The following is a 21,754-nucleotide window of genomic DNA, read 5'->3' as shown; positions in this document are numbered from 1 at the left end:
ATGGGCAAGCAGGAATTCAGCACACTGACCCCGGACAATATCGTTGCCTTCATTGGCGATATTTTCGACCGCCGTGGCGATGAGGAATATTTGGGCGAACCCGTTACCATGACCGAACACATGCTTCAGGGCGCTGCGATCGCCGAGGCAAACGGCCAGCCCGAGGAGATCATCGTCGGCGCGCTGCTGCATGATATCGGCCATTTCACCAGCGAGTTCGGGACGTTCAGCATGAATGACACCCAAGACAGGTTTCACGAGGAAGCGGGCGCGGAGGTGCTGGAGCGCTTCTTTCCCTCGGTGATCACCGATTGCGTGCGCTATCATGTGGCGGCCAAGCGCTATCTCTGCGCCACCAAACCAGAGTATTTCAACCGCCTTTCAGAGGCCTCCCTCCATTCGCTGAACCTGCAGGGCGGGCCGATGAATGCGGAGGAAGCGGCGGACTTCGAGAAGAACCCGAACCTTAGCCAGATCATCGCGGTGCGCTATCTGGATGAAGCCGGAAAGCGGGCAGACATGCAGACTCCGGACTATTGGCACTTTGCACCGATGGTGCAGCGAATGGTCGACAGGCACATGAGCGCGGGCAATTCCGCAAGGTAATCGGTCTCCGGACCAGAGCCCAAGGGCTTTGCAAAGCCCTTGGGCACCGTTGTGTCAAGCAAACAGATCGTGCGCCAGTTCCAACGCGTCGACCAGCGTGTCGACCTCAGCCTTGGTGTTGTAGAGGCCGAAGGAAGCGCGGCAGGTGGCGGAATGGCCGAGGTGGTCCATCAGCGGCCCGGCGCAATGGTGGCCTGCGCGCACCGCCACGCCCTTCTTGTCGAGAATGGTGGAAACGTCATGCGCGTGCGCCGCGCCCTGCATGGTGAAGCTGAAGATCGCCGCCTTGCCCGGCGCAGTGCCCTGCAGGGTCAGCCAGTTCAAACCTCCCAGCCGCTCGAGCGCGTAATCGCGCAGGCCCGCCTCGTGTGCTGCGATGTTCTCCATGCCGAGATCCATCATGTACTCCAGCGCCGCGCCCAGCCCAATGATCTGTACGATGCCCGGGGTGCCGGCCTCGAACTTCATCGGCGGATCGTTGTAGATCACCTGATCCTTGCTGACCTCCTTGATCATGTCGCCGCCGCCGATGAAGGGGCGCATCTCGGCCATGCGCTGGGGATTGATGTAGATCGCGCCGGAGGCAGAGGGGCCATAAAGCTTGTGGCCGGTGATCGCGTAGAAGTCGCAACCGATGTCCTGCACGTCGACGGGCATATGCACCGCGCCCTGGGAGCCGTCGACCAGCACCGGCACGCCCTTGGCATGCGCCGCTTCGGTGATCGCCTTCACATCGACGACGGTGCCCAGCACATTGGAGCACTGGGTGACGGCCACCAGCTTGGTGCGCGGGGTGATGGCATCGATCACTTTCTGCGGATCGAGGCTGCCGTCGGCTTCGGTATCGACCCATTTCAGCACGGCGCCCTGGCGTTCACGCAGGAAGTGCCAGGGCACGATATTGGCATGATGCTCCATCACCGACAGAACGATCTCGTCGCCCGGCTCGACCCTGGGCATGGCCCAGCCATAGGCCACCAGGTTGATGCCTTCGGTGGTGCCGGAATTCAGCACGATCGAGTGCTCGTCGCCCGCATTCAGGAACCGGGCGATGATTCCGCGAACGGCTTCATACTTCTCGGTCGCGAGGTTGGAGAGGTAGTGCAAACCCCTGTGAACGTTGGAATATTCCTCGGAATAGGCGCGGTTCACCGCGTTGATCACCGCTTTCGGCTTCTGGGCCGAGGCGCCATTGTCCAGATAGGTCAGCGGCTTGCCGTTCACCTCCCGCGAAAGGATCGGGAAATCGGCTCGGATTTTTTCCACGTCATACATTGTCGGGCAGTCCCAGATTGGCCGGCCCGATCAGACCGGCAAGAAAGATAGCGGCGAAGAGCAGGATCAGGCTGGCCATCACGACCACCCCCAGCGCCCGCCAGACGGAGCCGAAGCTGTGCGCCTCTTTGACAAAATGCAAGAGGATGAAGAACGCCAGGACGCTGACTCCGAGGTTCAGGAACGCCGCCAGCAGTGGCAGCAGCAGGAAAACGAAGCTGACGGCCGCATTGGCCGCGGCCTGCAACAGCTGCAGCCAGACCACCAGCACCAGCAGCGCCCTGAGGTCACCGGCACCGCCAAGCCAGCGGCCAGCAGTGGTCAGCATGGCAATGAAGCTGAACTGCACCACCATCATCAGCCCGAAATAGACGCCGGGCGAGAACCGCGGCAGCAGGGCTTCGGGCGGCAGCGGGAACAAGACCCGCTGCAGCGTGTAGACCAGCGTGTTAAGCACCACCGACAGAAGGAACGCGGTCCAGAGCGCCTCGCGGCTCCAGTGGCGCTCCAGCAGACGGCGCGCGGCTTCCCCCGGTGTCTTCACCGTCAGGAGGGCGAAGTCAGCCAGCGCGCTCATGCCCGTGCCCAATACCCTTGAATCATGCCGGATACCCAAAACCACACGAATACGATGCACCACAGGAAGCCGACCAGATCCTGAGCCGGGCCCGGACCGATGAAACCGGACACCAGCCCATGCAGCAGGATCAGCGGGCTCGCCGCCAGCAGTGCCCAGACCAGCGCCAGCCGGGCCTGGTAGCTGCCGCCCTGCCCGCCCGCGGCGCGCGCGATCAGATGCACAAGCCAGGACAGCGCATAAAGCAGCAGCGGCAAGATGAAGACCAGCCCAAGGAGCGAGCCGCCGAGCAGCATATTCAGCTCCTGCCCGGTCAGATGCGCTTCCCGCGCCAGCTTCGGCATCTGCGCCACAAACAGCAGGCAGCAGGCCGCGATCAGCATCGCCAGCAGGCGGTCTTCACGCGGCCCCATGCCAAGAAGCCGCGCAAACACCCTGCGCGGCCGCCTGTAGGTTGCCGGGATATCCGTGGTGACGGACATCAGCGGCGCCGGGCCAGCCAGCCTTCGAGCCGGGAGACGATATCCGCGGCGATGCGCGGATCCTCGATCTCTTCAACCGCTTCGGCCAGGAAGGCGAGCGTCATCAGGTCGGTCGCCTCGGCTTCCGGCACCCCGCGCGAGCGCAGGTAGAACAGGCCGTCTTCGTCGATCGCGCCGGAAGTGGAGCCGTGCGAGCAAGCGACGTCGTCGGCATAGATCTCCAGCTCGGGCTTCGCGAGGAACTGGCTGTCGTCGTCCAGAAGCAGCGACTGCGAGATCTGGTAACCGTCGGTCTTCTGCGCGCCTGCCTTCACCAGGATCTTGCCCTGGAACACGCCGGTAGCACCGTTGCGCAGCACCTTCTTGAACACCTGGCGGCTTTCGCAGTTCACCGCGTCATGGGTGATGAAGACGGTGTCGTCGTGGTGGAAGTCACCATCGCCGACGCAGGCGCCCGCGATATGCGCAACCGCATCGTCGCCGGTGAGCTCGATCACCGCTTCGTTGCGGGTCAGCACGCCGTTCACGGTGAGGGTGAAGCTCTTGAACACCGACTCGGCGCCCAGGCGCGTAAACAAATGCGTCGCGGCGCGGCGCTCGTGATCGCGGCCCTGGGCGCGCACCAGGTGCATCTGGCCGCCATCGGCAATGTCGATCTCCATGCACTTGTTGAAGCGCGAGGCCGCGGGGCCGTTTTCCAGCACCGTTACCTCTGCGCCGCTTTCCACGCGGATCACGTGGTGCAGGATGGCGTCGGAGGTCTTGTCCGAATGCACATAAGTGAGGTTGATCGGCTTGGAGGCCTTGCCGGTAACCCGGATCGCCAGACCGTCGGAGGCAAAGGCGGTGTTCAGAGCTGCCAGCGGGCGTTCCACCGGAGTCTGGCCGCGTGCTTCAAGAACGCCGTACAAGTCCTTGGCCCAATGGATATCCTTGCCGCAGATATCCTGCAGCCGGTCGATCGTCACGCCTTCGAGCGACAGATCGTCGGAGGCTTCGGCATCAAAGACACCATCGACAAAGACGATGTTCAGCCGGTCAAAGGCACTGAACATCGGTGCCTCGCCGGCGTGGAAGACGGCCGCTTCCAGCGCCTCGGCCTGCACCAGCGTGTCCGGCTTGGTGTACTTCCAGTATTCGTCGCGGCGCGAGGGCAGACCCATGGTCTGCACCCGCGACAGCGCCGCCTGGCGCGCCTTCATCAGGCAGCCGCCCTCAGGAAGGGTGAGCGCGGCCAGCCGCGCCTCGGTTGCGCTTTGCTTGACTTCGGGCAGGGCCATTTACGCCTCCTCTGCCAGGATGCCGGCGTAGCCGTTGTTCTCGACTTCCAGCGCCAGCTCGGGGCCGCCGGTCTTGACGATACGGCCATCGGCCAGGATGTGCACCACGTCGGGTTTGATGTGGTCCAGCAGGCGCTGGTAGTGGGTGATCACCAGGAAGCCGCGGCCCTCGTCGCGCAGCGCGTTCACGCCTTCGGCGACCAGCTTCATCGCGTCCACGTCGAGGCCGGAGTCGGTCTCGTCCAGGATGCAGAGCTTGGGCTCCAGCATCGCCATCTGCAGGATTTCGTTGCGCTTCTTCTCACCGCCGGAGAAGCCGACGTTGACCGGGCGCTTCAGCATGTCGGCGTCGATCTTCAGGCTCTTGGCCTTCTCGCGCACCAGCTTCAGGAAGTCGGAGGCGGAGATCTCCTCCTCGCCGCGCGCCTTGCGCTGTGCGTTCACCGCGGTGCGCAGGAAGGTCATGTTGCCGACGCCGGGGATCTCCACCGGGTACTGGAACGCCAGGAACATGCCGGCCGCGGCGCGTTCTTCCGGCTCCATCTCCAGGATGTCCTCTCCCAGCAGCTCGGCGGAACCCTCGGTCACCTCATAACCGTCGCGGCCCGACAGCACGTAAGACAGCGTCGATTTGCCGGAACCGTTGGGGCCCATGATGGCATGCACCTTGCCGGCTTCGACCTTCAGGTCGACGCCTTTCAGGATCTGCTTGTCCTCTTCTTCGAGCTTCACGTGCAGGTTCTTGATCTCGAGCATATTTTCCTCGCTTCGCGTTCTGTTGCGGGCCGCTTCGCCCGCGATATTCCTTGCCCCCGCAGGGGCTGTTTCAATGCCATGCCGGATGGCGGCGGGTCAGCCCACAGACCCTTCCAGCGAAATCGCAACCAGCTGCTGCGCTTCCATGGCAAACTCCATCGGCAGCGCCTGCAGCACGTCCTTGCAGAAACCGTTGACCACCAGGGCCACCGCCTCTTCCTCGTCCATGCCGCGCTGGCGGCAGTAGAACAGCTGGTCGTCGTCCACCTTCGAAGTTGTTGCCTCGTGTTCCACACGCGAGGAGTTGTTCTTGACCTCAATGTAGGGAACCGTGTGCGCCCCGCATTTGTCGCCGATCAGAAGGCTGTCGCACTGGGTGTAGTTGCGGCTGTCCTTGGCCTTCGGGTGCATCGACACCAGGCCGCGGTAGGTGTTCTGTGCCTTGCCGGCCGAAATCCCCTTGGACACGATACGCGACTTGGTGCGCTTGCCCAGGTGGATCATCTTGGTGCCGGTGTCGGCCTGCTGGTAGTTGTTGGTGATCGCGATCGAGTAGAACTCGCCCTGGCTGTCGTCGCCGCGCAGGATGCAGGAGGGGTATTTCCAAGTCACGGCCGAGCCGGTTTCCACCTGGGTCCACATCACCTTGGCGCGGTCGCCGCGGCAGTCGGCGCGTTTGGTCACGAAGTTGTAAATGCCGCCCTTGCCGTTTTCGTCGCCCGGATACCAGTTCTGGACGGTGGAGTATTTCACCTCGGCGTCTTCCTCGACGATGATCTCGACCACTGCGGCGTGCAGCTGGGCGATATCACGGGCCGGCGCGGTGCAGCCTTCAAGGTAGGAGACATAAGATCCCTTGTCGGCAATGATCAGGGTGCGTTCGAACTGGCCGGTGTTTTCCGCGTTGATGCGGAAGTATGTCGACAGCTCCATCGGGCAGCGCACGCCCGGCGGCACGTAGACAAAGGAGCCGTCCGAGAACACGGCCGAGTTCAGCGTGGCATAGAAGTTGTCCGACACCGGCACCACGGAGCCGAGGTATTTCTTCACCAGCTCGGGATGCTCGCGGATCGCCTCCGAGATCGAGCAGAAGATCACGCCGGCTTTCTTCAGCTCGGCCTGGAAGGTGGTGCCGACGGAAACGGAGTCGAACACTGCGTCCACGGCCACCTTGCGGCCTTCGGCGGGCGCGTCCTCGGCGCCTTCGACACCGGCCAGGATCATCTGTTCTTTCAGCGGAATGCCCAGCTTCTCATAAGTCGCCAGCAGCTTGGGGTCGACTTCGTCCAGCGATTTCGGCTTCACTTCCATCGACTTCGGACGGGCATAGTAATACTGGTCCTGGAAGTCGATGTCCGGGTAGTCAACCATCGCCCAGGCCGGCTCTTCCTTTTGCAGCCAGCGCTCATAAGCTTCCAGCCGCCAGTTCAGCATCCACTCGGGTTCTTCGTTCTTTTCCGAGATCAGCCGGACGATGTCCGTGGTCAGCCCTTTGGGGGCGTATTCCATTTCGATGTCGGTTTCCCAGCCGTATTTGTAGGCGCCGCCTACTTCACGGACCGCATCCACGGTTTCCTGGTCAACACCTTCCTTGACTTGGGTCTGGTCCAAAGCGGCCATCGTCATCTCCTCACTCACGCCGCGCGGGCGCGATGTTTCTTTTCTTTTTGCAGCCACGCATCGGCAAAGCGCAGCACCTCTTCTTCCGTTGTTGCGGGGCCCAGCGACACGCGCACCGCGCCCTGTGCTTCAGCCTCGCCATATCCCATCGCAGTCAGCACCGCGCTGGCGCGCACCTTGCCGCTGGAACAGGCGCTGCCCGCACTGATCGCAAAGCCCGCAAGGTCCATCTGCATCACCTGGGTTTCGCCCTTCCAGCCGGGCACCGCGAAGCAGAGCGTGTTCGGCAGCCGCTTCTGATCCTTCCCGACAAAAATAGTATGGCTTGCGCCAGCCACAAGTGCTTCTTCTAGAATATTTCTAAGTTCGGCAACCCGTTCCCAGACACCATCCGCCAGATCCCGGGCGGCCGCTTCCGCCGCCGCACCAAAACCCGCGATGCCGATGACGTTCTCGGTGCCGGAGCGCCGGCCCATTTCCTGGCCGCCGCCTTTGATGCGCGCCGGCAGGTCGGTGCCGCGCTGCATTACCACCGCGCCGCAGCCCTTGGGACCGCCCAGCTTGTGGCCCGAGACCAGCGCCATCTCCGCACCCAGCCAGTTGAAGGCGACCGGCAGCTTGCCAAAGGCCTGGGTGGCATCAGTCACCGCCAGCCCCTGCGGAAGATCCTGGATGATCCCGGTTTCCGAGTTGGCGAGCTGCGCGGCAGCTTGTGCAGGATTTGGAATTTCGACCTTCCCATCATGGTTTACGGCAAGGTCCTCAACCGTCCAAGCGCGCACGGCATCATGTTCCACTGCCGCGCCATGCAGACCGCGCCCCTCCAGCGCCAGCGCCGCACCTTCGGTGGAGCCGGAGGTGAAGACGATGTCCGCCCCGTCGGCGCCGAAGGCTGCCGCCACCTGCGCGCGCGCCTTCTCCACCAGCGCCTTGGCGGCGCGGCCCTCGGCATGCACCGAAGACGGGTTGCCGCAGAGCTCCATCGCCGCGATCATCGCATCGCGCGCCTCGGGCCTCAGCGGGGTTGTGGCGTTATGGTCGAGGTAAACCCGTGTCATAGAGTCATCTTTTTCCGTGCTGCTGCCGCGTCATAAGCGCAAAATCCGCGGGCTGCAAAGGTTTCCCGGCGCGCAGCCCCTTCCGGCTCTTCAATCATCCACCACTGCAAACAGGCTCGGCACCGCCGGACAGGGGGCAAGGTCGTTCTCGATCACATCCGACAGCCGGGTCTGGTGCAGGAAGACATAGACATGCGCGCTGAGGCTTTCCCACAGGCGGTTGGTGAGCGACTGCGCCCGGCTGCCCGACAGCGCGCCCGACGCGCCCGCACCCTTGTGCATCGCATCCACGGTTTCATCCACCGCCGAGAGCACATCGACGATGCGGATGTCCGAGGATGGCTTTGCCAGCCGGTAGCCGCCGCCGGGGCCGCGCACCGACTCTACCAGCCCGGCGCGGCGCAGTTTCACGAACAGCTGCTCCAGGTAGGGCAGCGAAACATCCTGGCGTTTCGAGATATCGCCAAGCGACACCAGACCCCCGGCCGGCTGAAGCGCGATATCCGCCAGCGCGACCATTGCGTACCGCCCCTTAGTGGAAAGCTTCATCCTTCACCCCTCGAATTCAGCGCAGCACCGCGTCATCATTGACCTTGCCCGCGTCTGTGCGTATCTCAGCCTGACAGTGTGCGGCCCTCTGCCGCGCCGTTGATTAGAACTGTTCTAAGATGCCCGACGGAACTCGTCAAGTTTTCTGCCGGCACGCCTGAAAACGAGAGTAGGATTCAACCACCCATGCCTGAGGTCATCTTTCCCGGACCCGAAGGCCGCCTCGAAGGCCGCTATCATCCGCAAAAAGAAAAAGACGCCCCCATCGCCATCGTGCTGCACCCGCATCCGCAGTTCGGCGGCACGATGAACAACAAGGTCGTCTACAACCTGCATTACGCCTTCTACAACATGGGCTTCACCGTGCTGCGGTTTAATTTCCGCGGTGTCGGGCGCAGCCAGGGCGAGTACGACCAGGGTGTGGGAGAGCTGTCCGATGCGGCCTCGGCACTGGATTACCTGCAGTCGATGAACTCCAATTCCAAGCATTGCTGGGTTGCGGGCTTCTCCTTCGGCGCCTGGATCGGCATGCAGCTCCTGATGCGCCGGCCGGAAATCACCGGCTTCATCTCGGTGGCGCCGCCTGCCAACATGTACGACTTCTCCTTCCTCGCGCCCTGCCCGTCTTCGGGGCTGATCATCAACGGCACCGCGGACCGGGTGGCGCCGCCTGCCGATACAGCGAACCTGGTGGGCAAGCTGCACGAGCAGAAGGGCATCACCATCACCCACACCGAGGTGGAAGGCGCGGATCACTTCTTCCAGGAGCCGCACATGGACACGCTGATCGGCAACGTCAGCGACTATGTGAAACGGCGGCTGACGGAAAACAGCCGCTGATGGCATCCACCATCGAAACGCTTGCCGCGAAGCTGGCCGAGGACACGCTGAAGGTGCAGGACGCCACCGGCGAGGAGCGGCTCTATGTGGAGGTCGGCCAGGTTCTGGCTGCCGCCTCGCAATCGCTGGAGGAGGCGTTTCTGACGGAAATGCGCGTGCGCCTGGCCGAGCGCAAGGCGCGCGACTTCCTGAACCGGAAAGTCTCGGAGGCTCAGGCCGCCGCCGAAGCGGCACTTGCGGCCAGGCAGGCGGGGCAAGCGTGAGCACCCGGCTCGACGCGCAATTCGCCTTCCTCTTGGAGGCCGACAAGCTGCGGCAGGTGGAGCGGCAGAACCTGATCCTCGATTGCTCCCGGGTGGAGAACTCCGCCGAGCACAGCTGGCACCTGGCGCTTTACGCGCTGGCGCTGGCGCCCCACGCCGCTCCGGAGGTGAGCGTGAACCGGGTGATCCGGATGCTGCTGCTGCATGATCTGGTAGAGATCGACGCGGGCGACCACCCGATCGACAGCGCGCCGGACTGGCAGGCCGTAGCCGCCGCCGAACAGGCCGCCGCTGACCGGTTGTTCGGCTTACTGCCATCCGATCAGGGCGTGGAGATGCTGCGTCTCTGGCAGGAGTTTGAGACGGCGGAGACTCCGGACGCGCGGTTTGCCAAGCGGCTCGACCACTGTCAGCCGGTGTTCCAGACTCTATGCGGCACCGCGCCCTTGCCCGGCCATATCGAAATCGTCCGGCGCAACCTCGAAGGCGGCCGCGCGGCGGTGCTTGAGCAGGCTTTGCCCGAGGTCTTCGCACAGGCCATGGCGTTGCTGCATGGCGCCGGCGGGACCCCGTGCGCCAGTTTCGCGAGGAGACTGGAATTTCTAAATGAATCCGATTGCTTGAAGGGCGTTCTTCGAGCATCGAAACTGGGCGGCGGCGCGCGGCACGAGAACTCGGCCGAACACAGCTGGCACGTCATGCTGCACGCCTGGGTGCTGGCGGAACATGCGGCCGCGCCCATCGACCTCGACGAGGTGCTGCAGATGCTGCTCCTGCACGACCTGGTCGAGATCGACGCAGGCGACGCCCCCATTCACGGCGTCACGGACCCCGCCGTCCTCTCCGCGCTGGCCGAGCGTGAGGAGGCCGCGGCCGCGCGTCTGTTCGGGCTGCTGCCCGAGGGCGAAGGCGCGCCGCTGCATGTGCTCTGGCAGCGGTTCGAGGCCGCTGAAAGCCCGGAAGCGCGCTTTGCCAAATCCATCGACCGGGTGCAGCCGGTGCTGCTGAACCTGATGAACGGCGGCGGCAGCTGGGTGGATTATGAGGTGACCCTCGCGCAGCTCGACGCCCGCGTTGGCGTCAAAGTGGCGCGCGGCGCGCCCGCGCTGTGGACACACGTGCGCGCGCAGGTGCAGCCCTGGTTTGCGGAGCGGGTCCGCGCCTAGCCGCGCACCCGCCTTCTTATATTTCCCGGTTCAAAGACCTGCCGCGCCTGGATCAGGCCGCTTGGGTGATCCCGCCGGGCACAAAATCCTCGGCCTTCGCACCCTCACGGCTCAGGGTCAGGAACTGCCCGGGCTTAAGCTCGCACCAGGCTTCGCCGGTATCCTCCAGCGGCTCCGACACCACCGCCCAGCCATCAAGGTGCGGGCTCCAGCGGTAGAAGACCGACGGCGCGATGTGGTCCGAGGAATAGCGCGCCGCAAACAGCCGCTCGCCGTCCGACATCGCCACCGACAACCGCATGTGCGGCATGCAGCCCCGCTCCCGCGACAGAGCCTCCATCCGCGTAACCGCGCACTCCAGCGCTGGCTTCGGATCCGTATCGAGCCCCTCCTCCAGCGCAAGCAGGAACAGCACCTCGCTGTCGGTCGCGCCCTTGCGGTGTTCGTAAAGCGCATCCGGAATGCACATGTCGGCGGACCGGCGGAAGTGCTCGAACCCGCCAACCTGGCCGTTGTGCATGAAGCTCCAGCGCCCGGCGGTAAAGGGGTGGCAGTTGTTGCGGCTGATCGCGGAGCCGGTGGAGGCGCGCACATGCGCCAGGAACAGTCCCGAGCGGACCTGATGCGCCAGCGCCCTGAGGTTGGTGTCGGACCAAGCGGGATAGACATCGCGGTAAAGCCCCGGCTCCGCCCGTGTTCCGTACCAGGCCACGCCGAAGCCGTCGCCATTTGTGGCGGTCTTGCATTTCGCCGCGCTCTGGCTTTGCACGATCAGCGAATGCGCAGGCCGCGTAACGATATCCTCAAGAAATATATCGGCTCCGATATAGGCGGCCCAGCGGCACATTCCGGCGCTCCTCGGCAGGGATAGGGAATCAGGTCGGTGCCTTCAGAAATACGGCAAGACCCTCTGCATTCCCCTAAGAGGCGGCCCTGCCCCGGTCCAGTGCATCTGCGCACACACGGCTGCGCAAATGCCATTCGGTCCGCCCGCCTTGCGGATTCGCGCCAGGCAATGCCGTATCCGCGCTTTCGCGCCGGCCGCTGATAGGCTAACCCGGGGGAACCCGGCTGCCGCAAAAAAGGGAGGGTGCCATGCCCGTGCATTACGTCTACCTGATCATTGCCGTCGCGGCCGAAACCATCGGCACCACCGCGCTGCAGGCAAGCCAGCAGTTCTCCCGCCTCGGGCCGTCGCTCCTGGTGCTGGTCGCCTACGGCTTCTCTTTCTACATGATGGGGCTCACGCTGAAGTTCATGCCGGTCGGCGTGGTCTATGCGATCTGGTCCGGGCTCGGCATCCTGCTGATCGCGGTGATCGCCTTTGTGGTGTTCGGACAGCGGCTGGACTGGCCCGCGGTGCTGGGTATGGTGCTGATCATGACCGGCATCGTCGTCATCCACCTGTTTTCCAAGACCTCGGTCCACTGACGCAGGCAGGCGCCCGGAAAGGGGTGCCGATCCGCCTTTGCAGCGCCGTGTGGCGCATTTCCTCTGGCCTTCGGGCCGGGTTCGGGCTATGCGCGCCCCAACTTCCTTACAAAGGCATACGTCATGGACCTGCGCAACATTGCGATCATTGCTCACGTCGACCACGGCAAGACCACCCTGGTGGATGAGCTGCTGAAACAATCCGGCGCTTTCCGCGAAAACCAGGCGGTGGCGGAACGCGCGATGGATTCCAACGACCTCGAGCGCGAGCGCGGCATCACCATCTTCGCCAAGCCGACCTCGGTCGAATGGCAGGGCACCCGCATCAACATCGTCGACACCCCCGGCCACGCCGATTTCGGCGGCGAAGTGGAACGCATCCTGTCGATGGTCGACGGCGTGGTGCTGCTGGTCGACGCCGCCGAAGGCCCGATGCCGCAGACCAAGTTCGTGACCTCCAAGGCGCTGGCGCTTGGCCTGCGCCCGATCGTGGTGCTGAACAAGGTCGACAAGCCCGACGCCGAGCCCGACCGCGCGCTGGATGAGTGTTTTGACCTCTTCGCTTCGCTGGACGCGACCGAGGATCAGCTGGACTTCCCGCATATGTATGCCTCCGGCCGCTCCGGCTGGGCCGACGCCGAGCTGGACGGGCCGCGCAAGGACCTGCACGCGCTGTTCAACCTGATCGTCAACCACGTGCCCAAGCCCAAGCAGATCAAGCGTCAGGACGACGACTTCCGCATGCTGGCGACCACGCTGGGCAGCGATCCCTTTGTCGGCCGCCTGCTGACCGGCCGCGTCGAGAGCGGCAAGCTGAAGGTCGGCGCCACCGTGCAGGCGCTGACCCGCGTCGGCCAGAAGATCGAACAGTTCCGCGTAACCCGCATCCAGGCTTTCCGCGGCCTCGCCCAGCAGGATATCGAGGAAGCCCAGGCGGGCGACATCGTGTCGATTGCCGGCATGTCCAAGGCGACCGTCGCCGACACCATCTGCGCCCTGGCCGTGGACGAGCCGCTGGACGCCCAGCCGATCGACCCGCCGACCATCACCGTGACCTTTGGCATCAACGACAGCCCGCTGGCCGGCCGCGACGGCAAAAAGGTGCAGTCCCGGGTGATCCGCGACCGTCTGATGAAAGAGGCCGAAAGCAACGTCGCCATCAAGATCCAGGATACCCCCGGCGGCGAAGCATTCGAGGTCTCGGGCCGCGGCGAACTGCAGATGGGCGTCCTGATCGAGAACATGCGCCGCGAAGGGTTCGAGCTGTCGATCTCCCGCCCGCAGGTGATCATGAAGGAAGCCGACGGCAAGCGCATGGAGCCGATCGAGGAAGCCACCATCGACGTCGATGACGAATACTCCGGCGCGGTGATCGAAAAGCTGACCGGTTCGCGCAAGGGCGAGCTGGTCGAGATGAAGCCTGCAGGCGCCGGCAAGACCCGCATCATCGCCCATGTGCCGTCGCGCGGTCTCATCGGCTACCACGGCGAGTTCCTCACCGATACCCGCGGCACCGGCGTGCTGAACCGGGTGTTCCACGGCTGGGCTCCGCACAAGGGCGCGATCCCGGGCCGCCGCGCAGGCGTGCTGATTTCGATGGAGAACGGCCAGTCGGTGGCTTATGCGCTGTGGAACCTGGAAGAGCGCGGCAAGATGTTCATCGGCGCCCAGGTCGACATCTACCAGGGCATGATCATCGGCGAGCACAGCCGCGACAACGACCTGGAAGTGAACCCGCTGAAAGGCAAGAAACTCACCAACGTGCGCGCCTCCGGCACCGACGACGCGGTGCGTCTGACCACCCCCGTCACCCTGTCGCTGGAAGAAGCCATCGCCTACATCAACGACGACGAGCTGGTGGAAGTGACCCCCAACTCGGTGCGCCTGCGCAAGCGCTACCTCGACCCGCACGAGCGCAAGCGGATGGCCAAGGCCGCAAGCTGACCCTGACAAAAGGCGCCCCGCCCGGGCGCCTTTTTCTTTGCTGAGGCTGATTTCCTAGGCGCCTTGCCGCGAATGAGTAGCCGTGCAATGACGGCGCGCGCGGAGGCGATCCGGACAGCTTTGGCTGCCAGTTTATCCCGGCCAAGTCCGTAGACCCTCCCAAGGGACCGCCCAGCGGCAACCAAATCGCCGGCGCGTGGGCGCGCGCCGGCGATGCGCGGCGGCCTGGCGGCCTTGTTCCGCGCTGGCGCGATACTGCCGCTCATTGCGGTCGCTGCACGGACGGCCAGAATGGAAAAAAGGCGCCCGGAAAGGCGCCTCCTTCTTCTTTGCAAAAATACTCAAACCGGCGGCATCCGCCGCGGCAGGCGCAGCGCTTTATTCGCTGATCTCCACCACCATCAGCTCACGCTCGGAGGCGTCGCGGGCATGGCTCAGAGCCTCCTGGTATTCGGGGCTGTTGTAGCAGTCCACCGCCGCCTCGACGCTGGGGAAGCGGGCGACCACGTTGCGCGGCCGCTCCTTGCCTTCGAGCTGCACGAACCGGCCGCCGCGGGCGATGAACGCGCCGCCGTGCTTGGCGATGGCAGGCCCCGCCAGCTCGGCGTATTTGCCATAGGCTTCGGCGTCGGTGACGGTGACATGCGCGATCCAGAGTGCGCCCATTTGCTTATCCTCCCAATACGGTTTCGGCCGCCTTGATGGCCGCATCTGCGTTGGCGGCATCCTTGCCGCCGCCCTGGGCCATGTCGGGCCGCCCGCCGCCGCCCTTGCCGCCCAGTTCGGCCACCGCCGCCTTGACCAGATCAACGGCCGAAACACGCTCGGTCAGGTCGCTGGTCACCCCCGCGGCCACCGCGGCCTTGCCACCGGCATCGGCAATCAGCAGCACAGCGCCGGAGCCGAGCCGCGCCTTGTGCTCGTCAATCAGCGCGGGCAGATCCTTGCCGGAGACACCGTTCAGCACCTGGGCGAGAAACTTGACGCCGTCGACCTCCTTCGCGTCCGCGCCGCCGCCATTGCCGGCACCACCCGCCATCGCCAGCTCGCGGCGCAGCTGGGCGACCTCGTTCTGCAGGCTCTTGCGCTCGTCCATCAGTGCCTTCAGGCGGCTCATCACCTCCGAGGGCTGCGCCTTCAGCGCGGAGGCGACCTCGGCCATGCGCAGCGCCTCTTCCTCCAGGTAGCGCGAGGCCTCGGCGCCGGTCAGCGCTTCGATCCGGCGCACACCGGCCGAAGACGCACTATCGCCCAGGATCACGAAGGCCCCGATGTCGCCGGTCTGCTTCACATGGGTCCCGCCGCAGAGCTCGATCGAATAGGTTTGCCCATCCTGGCCCTTGCCGGTCGCGGCCCGGCCCATGGAGACCACACGGACCTCGTCACCGTATTTTTCGCCAAAGAGCGCCTGCGCGCCCAGTTCGCGGGCGTCATCCGGCGCCATGATCCGGGTTTCCACGGGCGTGTTCTGCCGGATGTAGGCGTTCACATCGGCGGAGACCCTGGCCAGCTCCCCGGCGCTCAGCGCCTTGGCGTGGCTGAAGTCGAAACGCAGCCGGTCCTCGGCGTTGAGCGAGCCGCGCTGCGCCACATGGCCGCCAAGCGCCTCGCGCAGGGCCTCGTGCAGCAGGTGGGTGGCGGAGTGGTTGGCGCGGATCGCGGTGCGGCGGGCGTGGTCCACCTCCAGCTGCGCCGCCGCGCCGGCACTGACGGTGCCCCCGGTGACCTCGCCGAAGTGGATGAAGACGCCTGCGGCCTTCCGCGTGTCGCTGATGCGGACCACACCCGCCTCGGTGCGGATCTCCCCGCTGTCGCCGACCTGTCCGCCAGCCTCGGCATAAAACGGGGTCTGGTTCAGCACCAGCTGCACGTTCGCGCCCTTGCCCGCCTCTTTCACTTCGCCGCCGTCCTGCACGATGGCGAGGATCTGGCCTTCGGCGGTCTCGGTCTCGTAGCCGAGGAAGTCGGTGGCGCCGTGGGTGTCGGCGATGTCGAACCAGATGGTGCTGTCGGCACTTTCGCCCGAGCCCGCCCAGGCGGCGCGCGCCTTGGCCTTCTGCTCGGCCATCGCGGCATCGAAGCCCTCGGTGTCGACGCTCCGGCCCTTCTCGCGCAGCGCGTCCTGGGTGAGGTCGAGCGGGAAGCCATAGGTGTCATAAAGCTTGAAGGCGGCGGCTCCGGGCAGCGGGGCATCCTCGCCCAGACCCGCCAGCTCGTCATCCAGCAGCTTCAGCCCGCGGTCCAGCGTCTGCTTGAAGCGGGTTTCCTCCAGCTTCAAGGTTTCCTCGATCAGCGCCTGCGCGCGGCCCAGCTCGGGATAGGCGCCGCCCATCTGGCTCACCAGCGACGGCACCAGGCGGTGCATCACCGGATCCTTGGCGCCCAAGAGATGCGCATGGCGCATGGCGCGGCGCATGATCCGGCGCAGCACGTAGCCGCGGCCGTCGTTGGAGGGCATCACCCCGTCGGCAATCAGGAAGGAGGTGGAGCGCAGATGGTCCGCGATCACCCGGTGGTGCACGTTCTGCGCGCCGTAAGGGTCAACGCTGGTTGCCTCCGCGCTTGCCTCGATCAGCGCCTTGAACAGGTCGGTGTCGTAATTGTCATGCGACCCTTGCAGCAGCGCGCCGATCCGCTCCAGCCCCATGCCGGTGTCGATCGACTGCATGTCGAGCGCCTTCATCGAGCCGTCCTCGAACTGCTCGTTCTGCATGAAGACGATGTTCCAGATCTCGATGAAACGATCGCCGTCCTCGTCCTTGCTGCCCGGAGGCCCGCCCCAGATGTGCTCGCCGTGGTCATAGAAGATTTCGGTGCAGGGGCCGCAGGGGCCGGTCGGGCCCATCTGCCAGAAGTTGTCGGAGGTATCGATGCGGATGATCCGGTCTTCCGGCACGCCGACCTTCTTCCAGATCCCGAAGGCTTCGTCGTCGGTGTGGTAGACGGTGGTCAGCAGGCGGCTTTTGTCGATGCCGAAATCCTTGGTGATCAGCTCCCAGGCAAAGGTGATCGCCTCCTCCTTGAAGTAATCGCCAAAGGAGAAGTTGCCCAGCATCTCGAAAAACGTGTGGTGGCGCGCGGTGTAGCCCACGTTGTCGAGGTCGTTGTGCTTGCCGCCGGCGCGCACGCATTTCTGCGAGGTCGTGGCACGCTTGTAGTCGCGCGTCTCGACGCCGGTGAAGAGGTTTTTGAACTGAACCATCCCCGAATTCGTGAACATCAGGGTGGGATCGTTGCGCGGCACCAGCGGGCTCGACTCCACGATCTCGTGGCCCTGCTTGGCAAAGTAGTTCAGGAAGGTGGAGCGGATATCGTTGAGCGTCGGCATATGCGGGATCTCTTGCGGGCTTTTTCAGCGGTCCGGGCAGGTTTACCGCCCCGCCGGGGCACTGTCCACAGCGGGAAGGCCGGCAGCCCCATGAAAAAGGGGCGCGGCCTCCGCCACGCCCCCTTCCCTGAGATTTGATCAGATTATCCGGCGCTTAAGCTTCCAGGATATCGTCGGCATCGTCCACTTCGGGGCGGTGGAATTCCAGCCCGTGCGAGGCGCGGATCTTGTCCTCGATGTCATAGGCGATGGCGCGGTTTTCGCGCAGGTAGGTCTTGGCGTTCTCGCGTCCCTGGCCGATCCGCTCATCGCCGTAGGAAAACCAGGCGCCGGACTTGTTAACCACGCCTGCGGCCACGCCCAGGTCCAGCAGCTCGCCCATCTTGGAGATGCCTTCGCCATACATGATATCGAATTCCACTTGGCGGAACGGAGGCGCCACCTTGTTCTTCACGACCTTGACGCGGGTCTGGTTGCCGACCACCTCGTCCCGGTCCTTGATCGAGCCGATGCGGCGGATGTCGAGGCGCACCGAGGAGTAGAATTTCAGCGCGTTGCCGCCGGTGGTGGTTTCGGGGGAGCCGAACATCACGCCGATCTTCATGCGGATCTGGTTGATGAAGATCACCATGCATTTGGAGCGGCTGATCGAGCCGGTGAGCTTGCGCATCGCCTGGCTCATCAGGCGGGCCTGCACGCCGACGCTGCTGTCGCCCATGTCGCCTTCCAGCTCCGACTTCGGCGTCAGCGCCGCCACCGAGTCGACGATCACCATGTTGACCGCGCCCGAGCGCACCAGCGTGTCGGTGATCTCCAGCGCCTGCTCGCCGGTGTCGGGCTGCGAGATCAAGAGTTCGTCCAGGTCGACGCCCAGCTTGGCGGCATATTGCGGGTCGAGCGCGTGTTCCGCGTCGACGAAGGCGCAGACGCCGCCCTTTTTCTGCTGTTCCGCGATGCAATGCAGCGTGAGCGTGGTTTTCCCCGAGCTTTCCGGCCCGTAAATCTCGATGATCCGGCCCATCGGCAGGCCGCCGATCCCCAGCGCAATGTCCAGGCCCAGCGAGCCGGTCGAGCTGGCCTCGATCTCCTGCAAGGCGGTGCCATCGCCCAGCTTCATGATGGAGCCCTTGCCGAACTGCCGCTCGATCTGTGCAAGCGCGCTGTCGAGCGCTTTCTGCTTGTCACCTGTAACTTTGTTTTTCATGGTCAAAAGATCCGCCATAGTCCCTTGTCCCTTTCTATGTGTCACACACCGGAGGGTGCGGCAATGCCTGCTTTGTTCACCTCTTGTTCCTTATGGGGTCAAAACGGGAACATTGCAACCTGTTAAATGCCCTACAAGGAGCGGCGGCGGGGTGTTAAGGATTGATTTAAAATCGAGCGGACCCAATGGGATTTAGCGGGCAGTTAACGAAATGATGATCTTTTTCAAGGAGCGGCTGGTGCTCCTGTCGGTCCCCAAGACCGGCACCACCGCCTATCAGGATGCGCTGCGGGCGCGCGCTGATATGGTGATTTCGGACCCGCCGGAGCTGAAACACGCGCCGCTGTTCCGCTACAACCGCTGGATCCGGCCAATGTACGAGAAGGTCTGCGATGCCGAGCTGGAAGTGGCCGCGGTGATGCGCGAGCCGTTCAGCTGGCTGGGCAGCTGGTACCGGTTCCGCCAGCGCCCCTTCATGAACGGCAAGGCCAATTCGACGCGCGGCATCTCCTTCGACGAATTTCTCCACGCCGCCTGCAAGGGCAAGCCGCCGGGGTTCGCCAATGTCGGCAGCCAGGCCAAGTTCCTGGAGCCGCAGGCCAATGGCTGCAAGGTCACCCGCCTGTTCCGCTACGAGGACCAGGACGGCTTCCGCGAATTCCTGGAAGCGCGGCTGGAGCAAAGCATCACGACCGAGCACCGCAACGTGAGCCCGCAGGGGCATCTGGACGTCAGCCCTGAGACCGAGACGCTGGTGCGGCGCAAGCGGGCGGCGGAGTTCGATCTCTACGACAGCATCCCGGCGCGCTGAACATTCTTGCTGAGATGCGGAGCCGCGCATTGCCGGCGCGCGCGGCGGCGATCCGGCAGAAGTGACTGGCAGTTTATCCCGGCCCAGTCCGTAGACCCTCACGAGGGAGCTCCCAGCCGAAGCCAAATCGCCGCCGCGTGGGGGCGCGACGGCGATGCGCGGCGGCCTGCGGCCTTGTTCCGCGCCAATGAAAGAGGGCCGCCTCAATTGGGCGGCCCTTGTTCCTTCCAGTACCAGCAACCTCAGTGCAGCTGCGCGTGAACGGTTTCCGTCAACTGGTTGAGCGAGAAGGGTTTTGGCAGGAAGACCGAGTTCGGCACCATCGGCTCCGCCTCGCCGAAGGCACCTTCGGCGTAGCCGGAAACAAAGACCACGCGGGTCTCCGGCCGCTCCTTCAGCGCCTCGCGCACCCAGCTGGGCCCGTCCATGCCCGGCATCACCACATCGGTGACAAAAACGTCCACGGTGAGCCCCGGGTCTTCCAGCGTGCGCAGCGCATCCTCCGCGGATTCCGCTTCCAGAACGGTATAGCCGCGCATCCTGAGCGCACGGGAGGCAAAGGCCCGCACCGGCGCCTCGTCCTCCACCAGAAGAACCACGCCTTCGCCGTGCTTGGCGGCAGCGGCCTTGTCCTCACTCTTGGCGGCGGCCTGCAGCTTTGGCTGCTGCTTGTAGACCGGGAAGAACAGGGTGAACCGGGTGCCGTGACCCTTCACGGAATCGACGAAGATAAAGCCGCCGGTCTGCTTGATGATGCCATAGGCGGTCGACAGGCCCAGCCCGGTGCCTTCGCCGGTGCGCTTGGTGGTGTAGAAGGGCTCGAACACTTTTTGCAGCTTGTCCGGTGCAATACCCACGCCCTCATCCGAGACCTTCACCGTCACCCAGTCGCCTTCCGGCACGGCGGCCCGGTCGCGCTCCAGCGGTTTGTCGAGCGACACGACTTCGGTCTCCACCCGGATCTCGCCGCCCTGCGGCATCGCATCGCGGGCGTTCACCACCAGGTTCATCAGCACCTGCTCCAGCTGCCGCTTGTCGGCGCGGATCGCCTTCATCACCGGATCGTGGCTCAGCGTCAGGGTGACCTTTTCGCCCACCAGCCGGTTCAGCAGATGGGTGAGGTCCGACAGCGTGTCGCGCACGTCCAGAACTTCGGGCTGCAGGGTTTGCTTGCGGGAAAACGCCAGCAGCTGGCTGACCAGGGCGGCGGCCCGGTTGGCGTTCTCGTGGATCTGGATCAGGTCGCCATAGTCCTGGTCGCCCTGGTCATGGCGCAACAGCAAGAGGTCGCAGTGGCCGGCAATGGCGGTCAGCAGGTTGTTGAAGTCATGCGCAACCCCGCCGGCCAGCTGGCCGATCGCCTGCATCTTCTGGCTTTGCACGAATTGGGCTTCCAGCGTCTTCAGCTCGGTTGCGTCATTCAGTACTGCAATGAGCACCGGCGCGCCCTCTTCCAGCACCCGGGTCAGGGTGATCTGGACAAAGACCTCCTTGTCGCGGCGGGCGACGCGCAGGAACTCCGATTTGTTCGGTGCCAGCCCGTCCGCCGTGTCGCGCAGCCAGTCCGACATCGGGCGGCCCAGACCCTCCATCAGCTGGCCCAGCTTGAGGCTGCCGCAGCTGTCGATGCCCAGCAGCCGCAGCGCCATGTTGTTGGCGCTCAGGATTTCTCCCGACGGGGCAACCTTGAGGAACGGCACCGGCAGGGACTGGAAACCGGCCTGACCGGAAGGCAGCGCCTTTTCGTCGACCTCCATCAGGTAAAGTTCGCTGCGGCCCTGAGTGCGGTTCTTCTCGCTCACCAGCACCTGCACCGGCCCGGTTTTGGTGCTGAGCGTATTGATCTGCCCCGGCAGCACCGGCAGCGAGGGGAACAGCCGGTCAGTGGACTTGGCCCGCTCGCCGATCAGGCTGCGGGCGGCCTCGTTCATGAACAGCACCGCGCCGGTGCGGCCGACGGTGATCATCGGCACCGCCACGCCTTCGGCGCCGCGGCCGGGGCTGGCGCGTTCCAGGATATCCTCGATCCGCCACAGGAAGCTGCCGCCGGTCATCTGGTGCACCGCCAGCCGCACGTGGCCGCGGCGGGTGACGATGTCCTCGCGCGCGGAGCCGTCGACGCGGGCGCGGCTTTGCAAGCGGAACAGGACCGCTGAAGGGTTCGCCAGAACCGAGCGCAGCGTGCCCGCCAGGGTCTCCTTGGAGGCATCCTGGAAGCGTTTCACCGCGGCGGCATTGCAGGCGTGGATCAGGCCGTCATCATCGGCGACAAAGCTCGGTGTGGCATCCTTTTCGATGAACCCGGTCAAGAGCTCTGCCGCCATCGCGCGGGCGTTGAGCCGCAGCCGCGTCTGCAGCAGCATCAGCCCCGCCACCGCCACCAGCGTCAGCCCCACCATCAGGAAACCGCGCCCCATCCATTCCGGAAGCGCCAGAATCCAGGGCGCGAGCATCAGCATCGCCGCGAGCAAGAGCGTCGCCGCAAGGCGGGCATGTTCAGGCGCATAGACGCGCAATTCCGGAACGGAGGTTTCTCGGCGACCGATCATTACGGCTCCATGGAC

The 21,754-nt window shown here is 64.7% G+C and carries 20 protein-coding genes; 7 read left to right on the top strand and 13 right to left on the bottom strand.

Going from position 1 to position 21,754, the window contains the following annotated elements:
• On the top strand, positions 1-606 hold the full coding sequence (gene tmpB / locus ACOHX0_RS06495; protein ID WP_420675875.1) for a (R)-1-hydroxy-2-trimethylaminoethylphosphonate oxygenase: 606 nt from the start codon (positions 1-3) through the stop codon (positions 604-606).
• 54 nt (positions 607-660) lie between these two features.
• Here the strand turns inward: tmpB and ACOHX0_RS06490 are convergent, their stop codons facing one another.
• The 8 genes from ACOHX0_RS06490 to iscR form a co-directional block, all read right to left on the bottom strand.
• Positions 661-1,881, bottom strand: coding sequence for a cysteine desulfurase (locus ACOHX0_RS06490; protein WP_420675874.1), 1,221 nt, complete (start codon positions 1,879-1,881; stop codon positions 661-663).
• Entirely contained in the window at positions 1,874-2,458 is a 585-nt protein-coding gene (locus ACOHX0_RS06485) for a YIP1 family protein (RefSeq protein WP_420675873.1), read from the bottom strand. The genes ACOHX0_RS06490 and ACOHX0_RS06485 overlap by 8 nt, the downstream gene beginning before the upstream one ends.
• Positions 2,455-2,940 (bottom strand): YIP1 family protein, encoded by a 486-nt coding sequence (locus ACOHX0_RS06480; RefSeq protein WP_420675872.1) that lies wholly within the window; start codon positions 2,938-2,940, stop codon positions 2,455-2,457. The genes ACOHX0_RS06485 and ACOHX0_RS06480 overlap by 4 nt, the downstream gene beginning before the upstream one ends.
• On the bottom strand, positions 2,940-4,220 hold the full coding sequence (sufD, locus tag ACOHX0_RS06475) for a Fe-S cluster assembly protein SufD (protein WP_420675871.1): 1,281 nt from the start codon (positions 4,218-4,220) through the stop codon (positions 2,940-2,942). The genes ACOHX0_RS06480 and sufD overlap by 1 nt, the downstream gene beginning before the upstream one ends.
• Positions 4,221-4,976, bottom strand: a complete 756-nt coding sequence (sufC, locus tag ACOHX0_RS06470) for a Fe-S cluster assembly ATPase SufC (protein WP_420675870.1) — start codon at positions 4,974-4,976, stop codon at positions 4,221-4,223.
• Positions 4,977-5,072: 96 nt separating this feature from the next.
• A complete protein-coding gene (sufB, locus tag ACOHX0_RS06465) occupies positions 5,073-6,596 on the bottom strand; it encodes a Fe-S cluster assembly protein SufB (RefSeq protein WP_420675869.1) in 1,524 nt (507 codons plus the stop codon).
• A gap of 14 nt (positions 6,597-6,610) precedes the next feature.
• Positions 6,611-7,654: a cysteine desulfurase family protein gene (locus tag ACOHX0_RS06460; RefSeq protein WP_420675868.1), complete on the bottom strand. Its 1,044-nt coding sequence runs from the start codon at positions 7,652-7,654 to the stop codon at positions 6,611-6,613.
• 90 nt (positions 7,655-7,744) lie between these two features.
• A complete protein-coding gene (iscR, locus tag ACOHX0_RS06455) occupies positions 7,745-8,203 on the bottom strand; it encodes a Fe-S cluster assembly transcriptional regulator IscR (protein WP_420675867.1) in 459 nt (152 codons plus the stop codon).
• A gap of 186 nt (positions 8,204-8,389) precedes the next feature.
• Between iscR and ACOHX0_RS06450 the strand changes: the two genes are divergently transcribed.
• Genes ACOHX0_RS06450 through ACOHX0_RS06440 form a run of 3 tightly spaced genes read left to right on the top strand, consistent with a single transcriptional unit; the run spans position 8,390 to position 10,472 of the window.
• Positions 8,390-9,043 carry an alpha/beta hydrolase gene (locus tag ACOHX0_RS06450; protein ID WP_420675866.1) on the top strand — a complete coding sequence of 218 codons (654 nt, stop codon included), beginning with the start codon at positions 8,390-8,392 and terminating at the stop codon, positions 9,041-9,043.
• Complete coding sequence (locus ACOHX0_RS06445) at positions 9,043-9,306, top strand: hypothetical protein (RefSeq protein WP_420675865.1); 264 nt, start codon at positions 9,043-9,045, stop codon at positions 9,304-9,306. The genes ACOHX0_RS06450 and ACOHX0_RS06445 overlap by 1 nt, the downstream gene beginning before the upstream one ends.
• Positions 9,303-10,472 (top strand): HD domain-containing protein, encoded by a 1,170-nt coding sequence (locus tag ACOHX0_RS06440; RefSeq protein ID WP_420675864.1) that lies wholly within the window; start codon positions 9,303-9,305, stop codon positions 10,470-10,472. The genes ACOHX0_RS06445 and ACOHX0_RS06440 overlap by 4 nt, the downstream gene beginning before the upstream one ends.
• Positions 10,473-10,524: 52 nt before the next feature.
• Here ACOHX0_RS06440 and ACOHX0_RS06435 read toward each other — a convergent pair whose 3' ends face one another.
• The gene (locus tag ACOHX0_RS06435) at positions 10,525-11,319 is read right to left on the bottom strand and encodes a class II glutamine amidotransferase (protein WP_420675863.1); all 795 of its coding nucleotides are present in this window, start codon (positions 11,317-11,319) and stop codon (positions 10,525-10,527) included.
• Between the two features lie 248 nt (positions 11,320-11,567).
• On the opposite strand from ACOHX0_RS06435, the gene ACOHX0_RS06430 reads away from it, so the two are divergent.
• Both ACOHX0_RS06430 and typA read left to right on the top strand, forming a co-directional pair.
• Entirely contained in the window at positions 11,568-11,903 is a 336-nt protein-coding gene (locus ACOHX0_RS06430) for a DMT family transporter (RefSeq protein ID WP_420675862.1), read from the top strand.
• Between the two features lie 123 nt (positions 11,904-12,026).
• Entirely contained in the window at positions 12,027-13,847 is a 1,821-nt protein-coding gene (typA, locus tag ACOHX0_RS06425; RefSeq protein WP_420675861.1) for a translational GTPase TypA, read from the top strand.
• Between the two features lie 378 nt (positions 13,848-14,225).
• On the opposite strand, the gene ACOHX0_RS06420 is transcribed toward typA, so the two are convergent.
• From ACOHX0_RS06420 to recA, 3 genes are all read right to left on the bottom strand, one after another.
• Positions 14,226-14,513 carry a DUF1330 domain-containing protein gene (locus ACOHX0_RS06420; RefSeq protein WP_420675860.1) on the bottom strand — a complete coding sequence of 96 codons (288 nt, stop codon included), beginning with the start codon at positions 14,511-14,513 and terminating at the stop codon, positions 14,226-14,228.
• A gap of 4 nt (positions 14,514-14,517) precedes the next feature.
• Positions 14,518-17,175: an alanine--tRNA ligase gene (gene alaS / locus ACOHX0_RS06415; protein WP_420675859.1), complete on the bottom strand. Its 2,658-nt coding sequence runs from the start codon at positions 17,173-17,175 to the stop codon at positions 14,518-14,520.
• A gap of 154 nt (positions 17,176-17,329) precedes the next feature.
• Entirely contained in the window at positions 17,330-18,397 is a 1,068-nt protein-coding gene (recA, locus tag ACOHX0_RS06410; RefSeq protein WP_420675858.1) for a recombinase RecA, read from the bottom strand.
• A gap of 193 nt (positions 18,398-18,590) precedes the next feature.
• On the opposite strand from recA, the gene ACOHX0_RS06405 reads away from it, so the two are divergent.
• Positions 18,591-19,190: a gamma-glutamyl kinase gene (locus tag ACOHX0_RS06405; RefSeq protein WP_420675857.1), complete on the top strand. Its 600-nt coding sequence runs from the start codon at positions 18,591-18,593 to the stop codon at positions 19,188-19,190.
• 242 nt (positions 19,191-19,432) lie between these two features.
• On the opposite strand, the gene ACOHX0_RS06400 is transcribed toward ACOHX0_RS06405, so the two are convergent.
• Positions 19,433-21,739, bottom strand: coding sequence for an ATP-binding response regulator (locus ACOHX0_RS06400; RefSeq protein WP_420675856.1), 2,307 nt, complete (start codon positions 21,737-21,739; stop codon positions 19,433-19,435).
• Positions 21,740-21,754 lie beyond the last annotated feature (15 nt).

The organism is Cribrihabitans pelagius (genome assembly GCF_048820915.1).
In the GTDB taxonomy this organism is placed as follows: Bacteria; Pseudomonadota; Alphaproteobacteria; order Rhodobacterales; family Rhodobacteraceae; genus Cribrihabitans_A; species Cribrihabitans_A pelagius.
The sequence above is the reverse complement of the archived record's forward strand: the minus strand, read 5'-3'. Positions and strand labels throughout refer to the sequence as shown.

Bases quoted from the DNA above. Each gene is read 5' to 3' on its own strand.
- sufC (WP_420675870.1), bottom strand. From the start codon at position 4,976: ATGCTCGAGATCAAGAACCTGCACGTGAAGCTCGAAGAAGAGGACAAG.
- ACOHX0_RS06490 (WP_420675874.1), bottom strand. From the start codon at position 1,881: ATGTATGACGTGGAAAAAATCCGAGCCGATTTCCCGATCCTTTCGCGG.
- ACOHX0_RS06400 (WP_420675856.1), bottom strand. From the start codon at position 21,739: ATGATCGGTCGCCGAGAAACCTCCGTTCCGGAATTGCGCGTCTATGCG.
- ACOHX0_RS06435 (WP_420675863.1), bottom strand. From the start codon at position 11,319: ATGTGCCGCTGGGCCGCCTATATCGGAGCCGATATATTTCTTGAGGAT.
- ACOHX0_RS06420 (WP_420675860.1), bottom strand. From the start codon at position 14,513: ATGGGCGCACTCTGGATCGCGCATGTCACCGTCACCGACGCCGAAGCC.
- ACOHX0_RS06445 (WP_420675865.1), top strand. From the start codon at position 9,043: ATGGCATCCACCATCGAAACGCTTGCCGCGAAGCTGGCCGAGGACACG.
- ACOHX0_RS06405 (WP_420675857.1), top strand. From the start codon at position 18,591: ATGATGATCTTTTTCAAGGAGCGGCTGGTGCTCCTGTCGGTCCCCAAG.
- tmpB (WP_420675875.1), top strand. From the start codon at position 1: ATGGGCAAGCAGGAATTCAGCACACTGACCCCGGACAATATCGTTGCC.
- ACOHX0_RS06450 (WP_420675866.1), top strand. From the start codon at position 8,390: ATGCCTGAGGTCATCTTTCCCGGACCCGAAGGCCGCCTCGAAGGCCGC.
- recA (WP_420675858.1), bottom strand. From the start codon at position 18,397: ATGGCGGATCTTTTGACCATGAAAAACAAAGTTACAGGTGACAAGCAG.
- iscR (WP_420675867.1), bottom strand. From the start codon at position 8,203: ATGAAGCTTTCCACTAAGGGGCGGTACGCAATGGTCGCGCTGGCGGAT.
- ACOHX0_RS06485 (WP_420675873.1), bottom strand. From the start codon at position 2,458: ATGAGCGCGCTGGCTGACTTCGCCCTCCTGACGGTGAAGACACCGGGG.
- sufD (WP_420675871.1), bottom strand. From the start codon at position 4,220: ATGGCCCTGCCCGAAGTCAAGCAAAGCGCAACCGAGGCGCGGCTGGCC.
- ACOHX0_RS06480 (WP_420675872.1), bottom strand. From the start codon at position 2,940: ATGTCCGTCACCACGGATATCCCGGCAACCTACAGGCGGCCGCGCAGG.
- ACOHX0_RS06460 (WP_420675868.1), bottom strand. From the start codon at position 7,654: ATGACACGGGTTTACCTCGACCATAACGCCACAACCCCGCTGAGGCCC.
- sufB (WP_420675869.1), bottom strand. From the start codon at position 6,596: ATGGCCGCTTTGGACCAGACCCAAGTCAAGGAAGGTGTTGACCAGGAA.
- typA (WP_420675861.1), top strand. From the start codon at position 12,027: ATGGACCTGCGCAACATTGCGATCATTGCTCACGTCGACCACGGCAAG.
- ACOHX0_RS06430 (WP_420675862.1), top strand. From the start codon at position 11,568: ATGCCCGTGCATTACGTCTACCTGATCATTGCCGTCGCGGCCGAAACC.
- alaS (WP_420675859.1), bottom strand. From the start codon at position 17,175: ATGCCGACGCTCAACGATATCCGCTCCACCTTCCTGAACTACTTTGCC.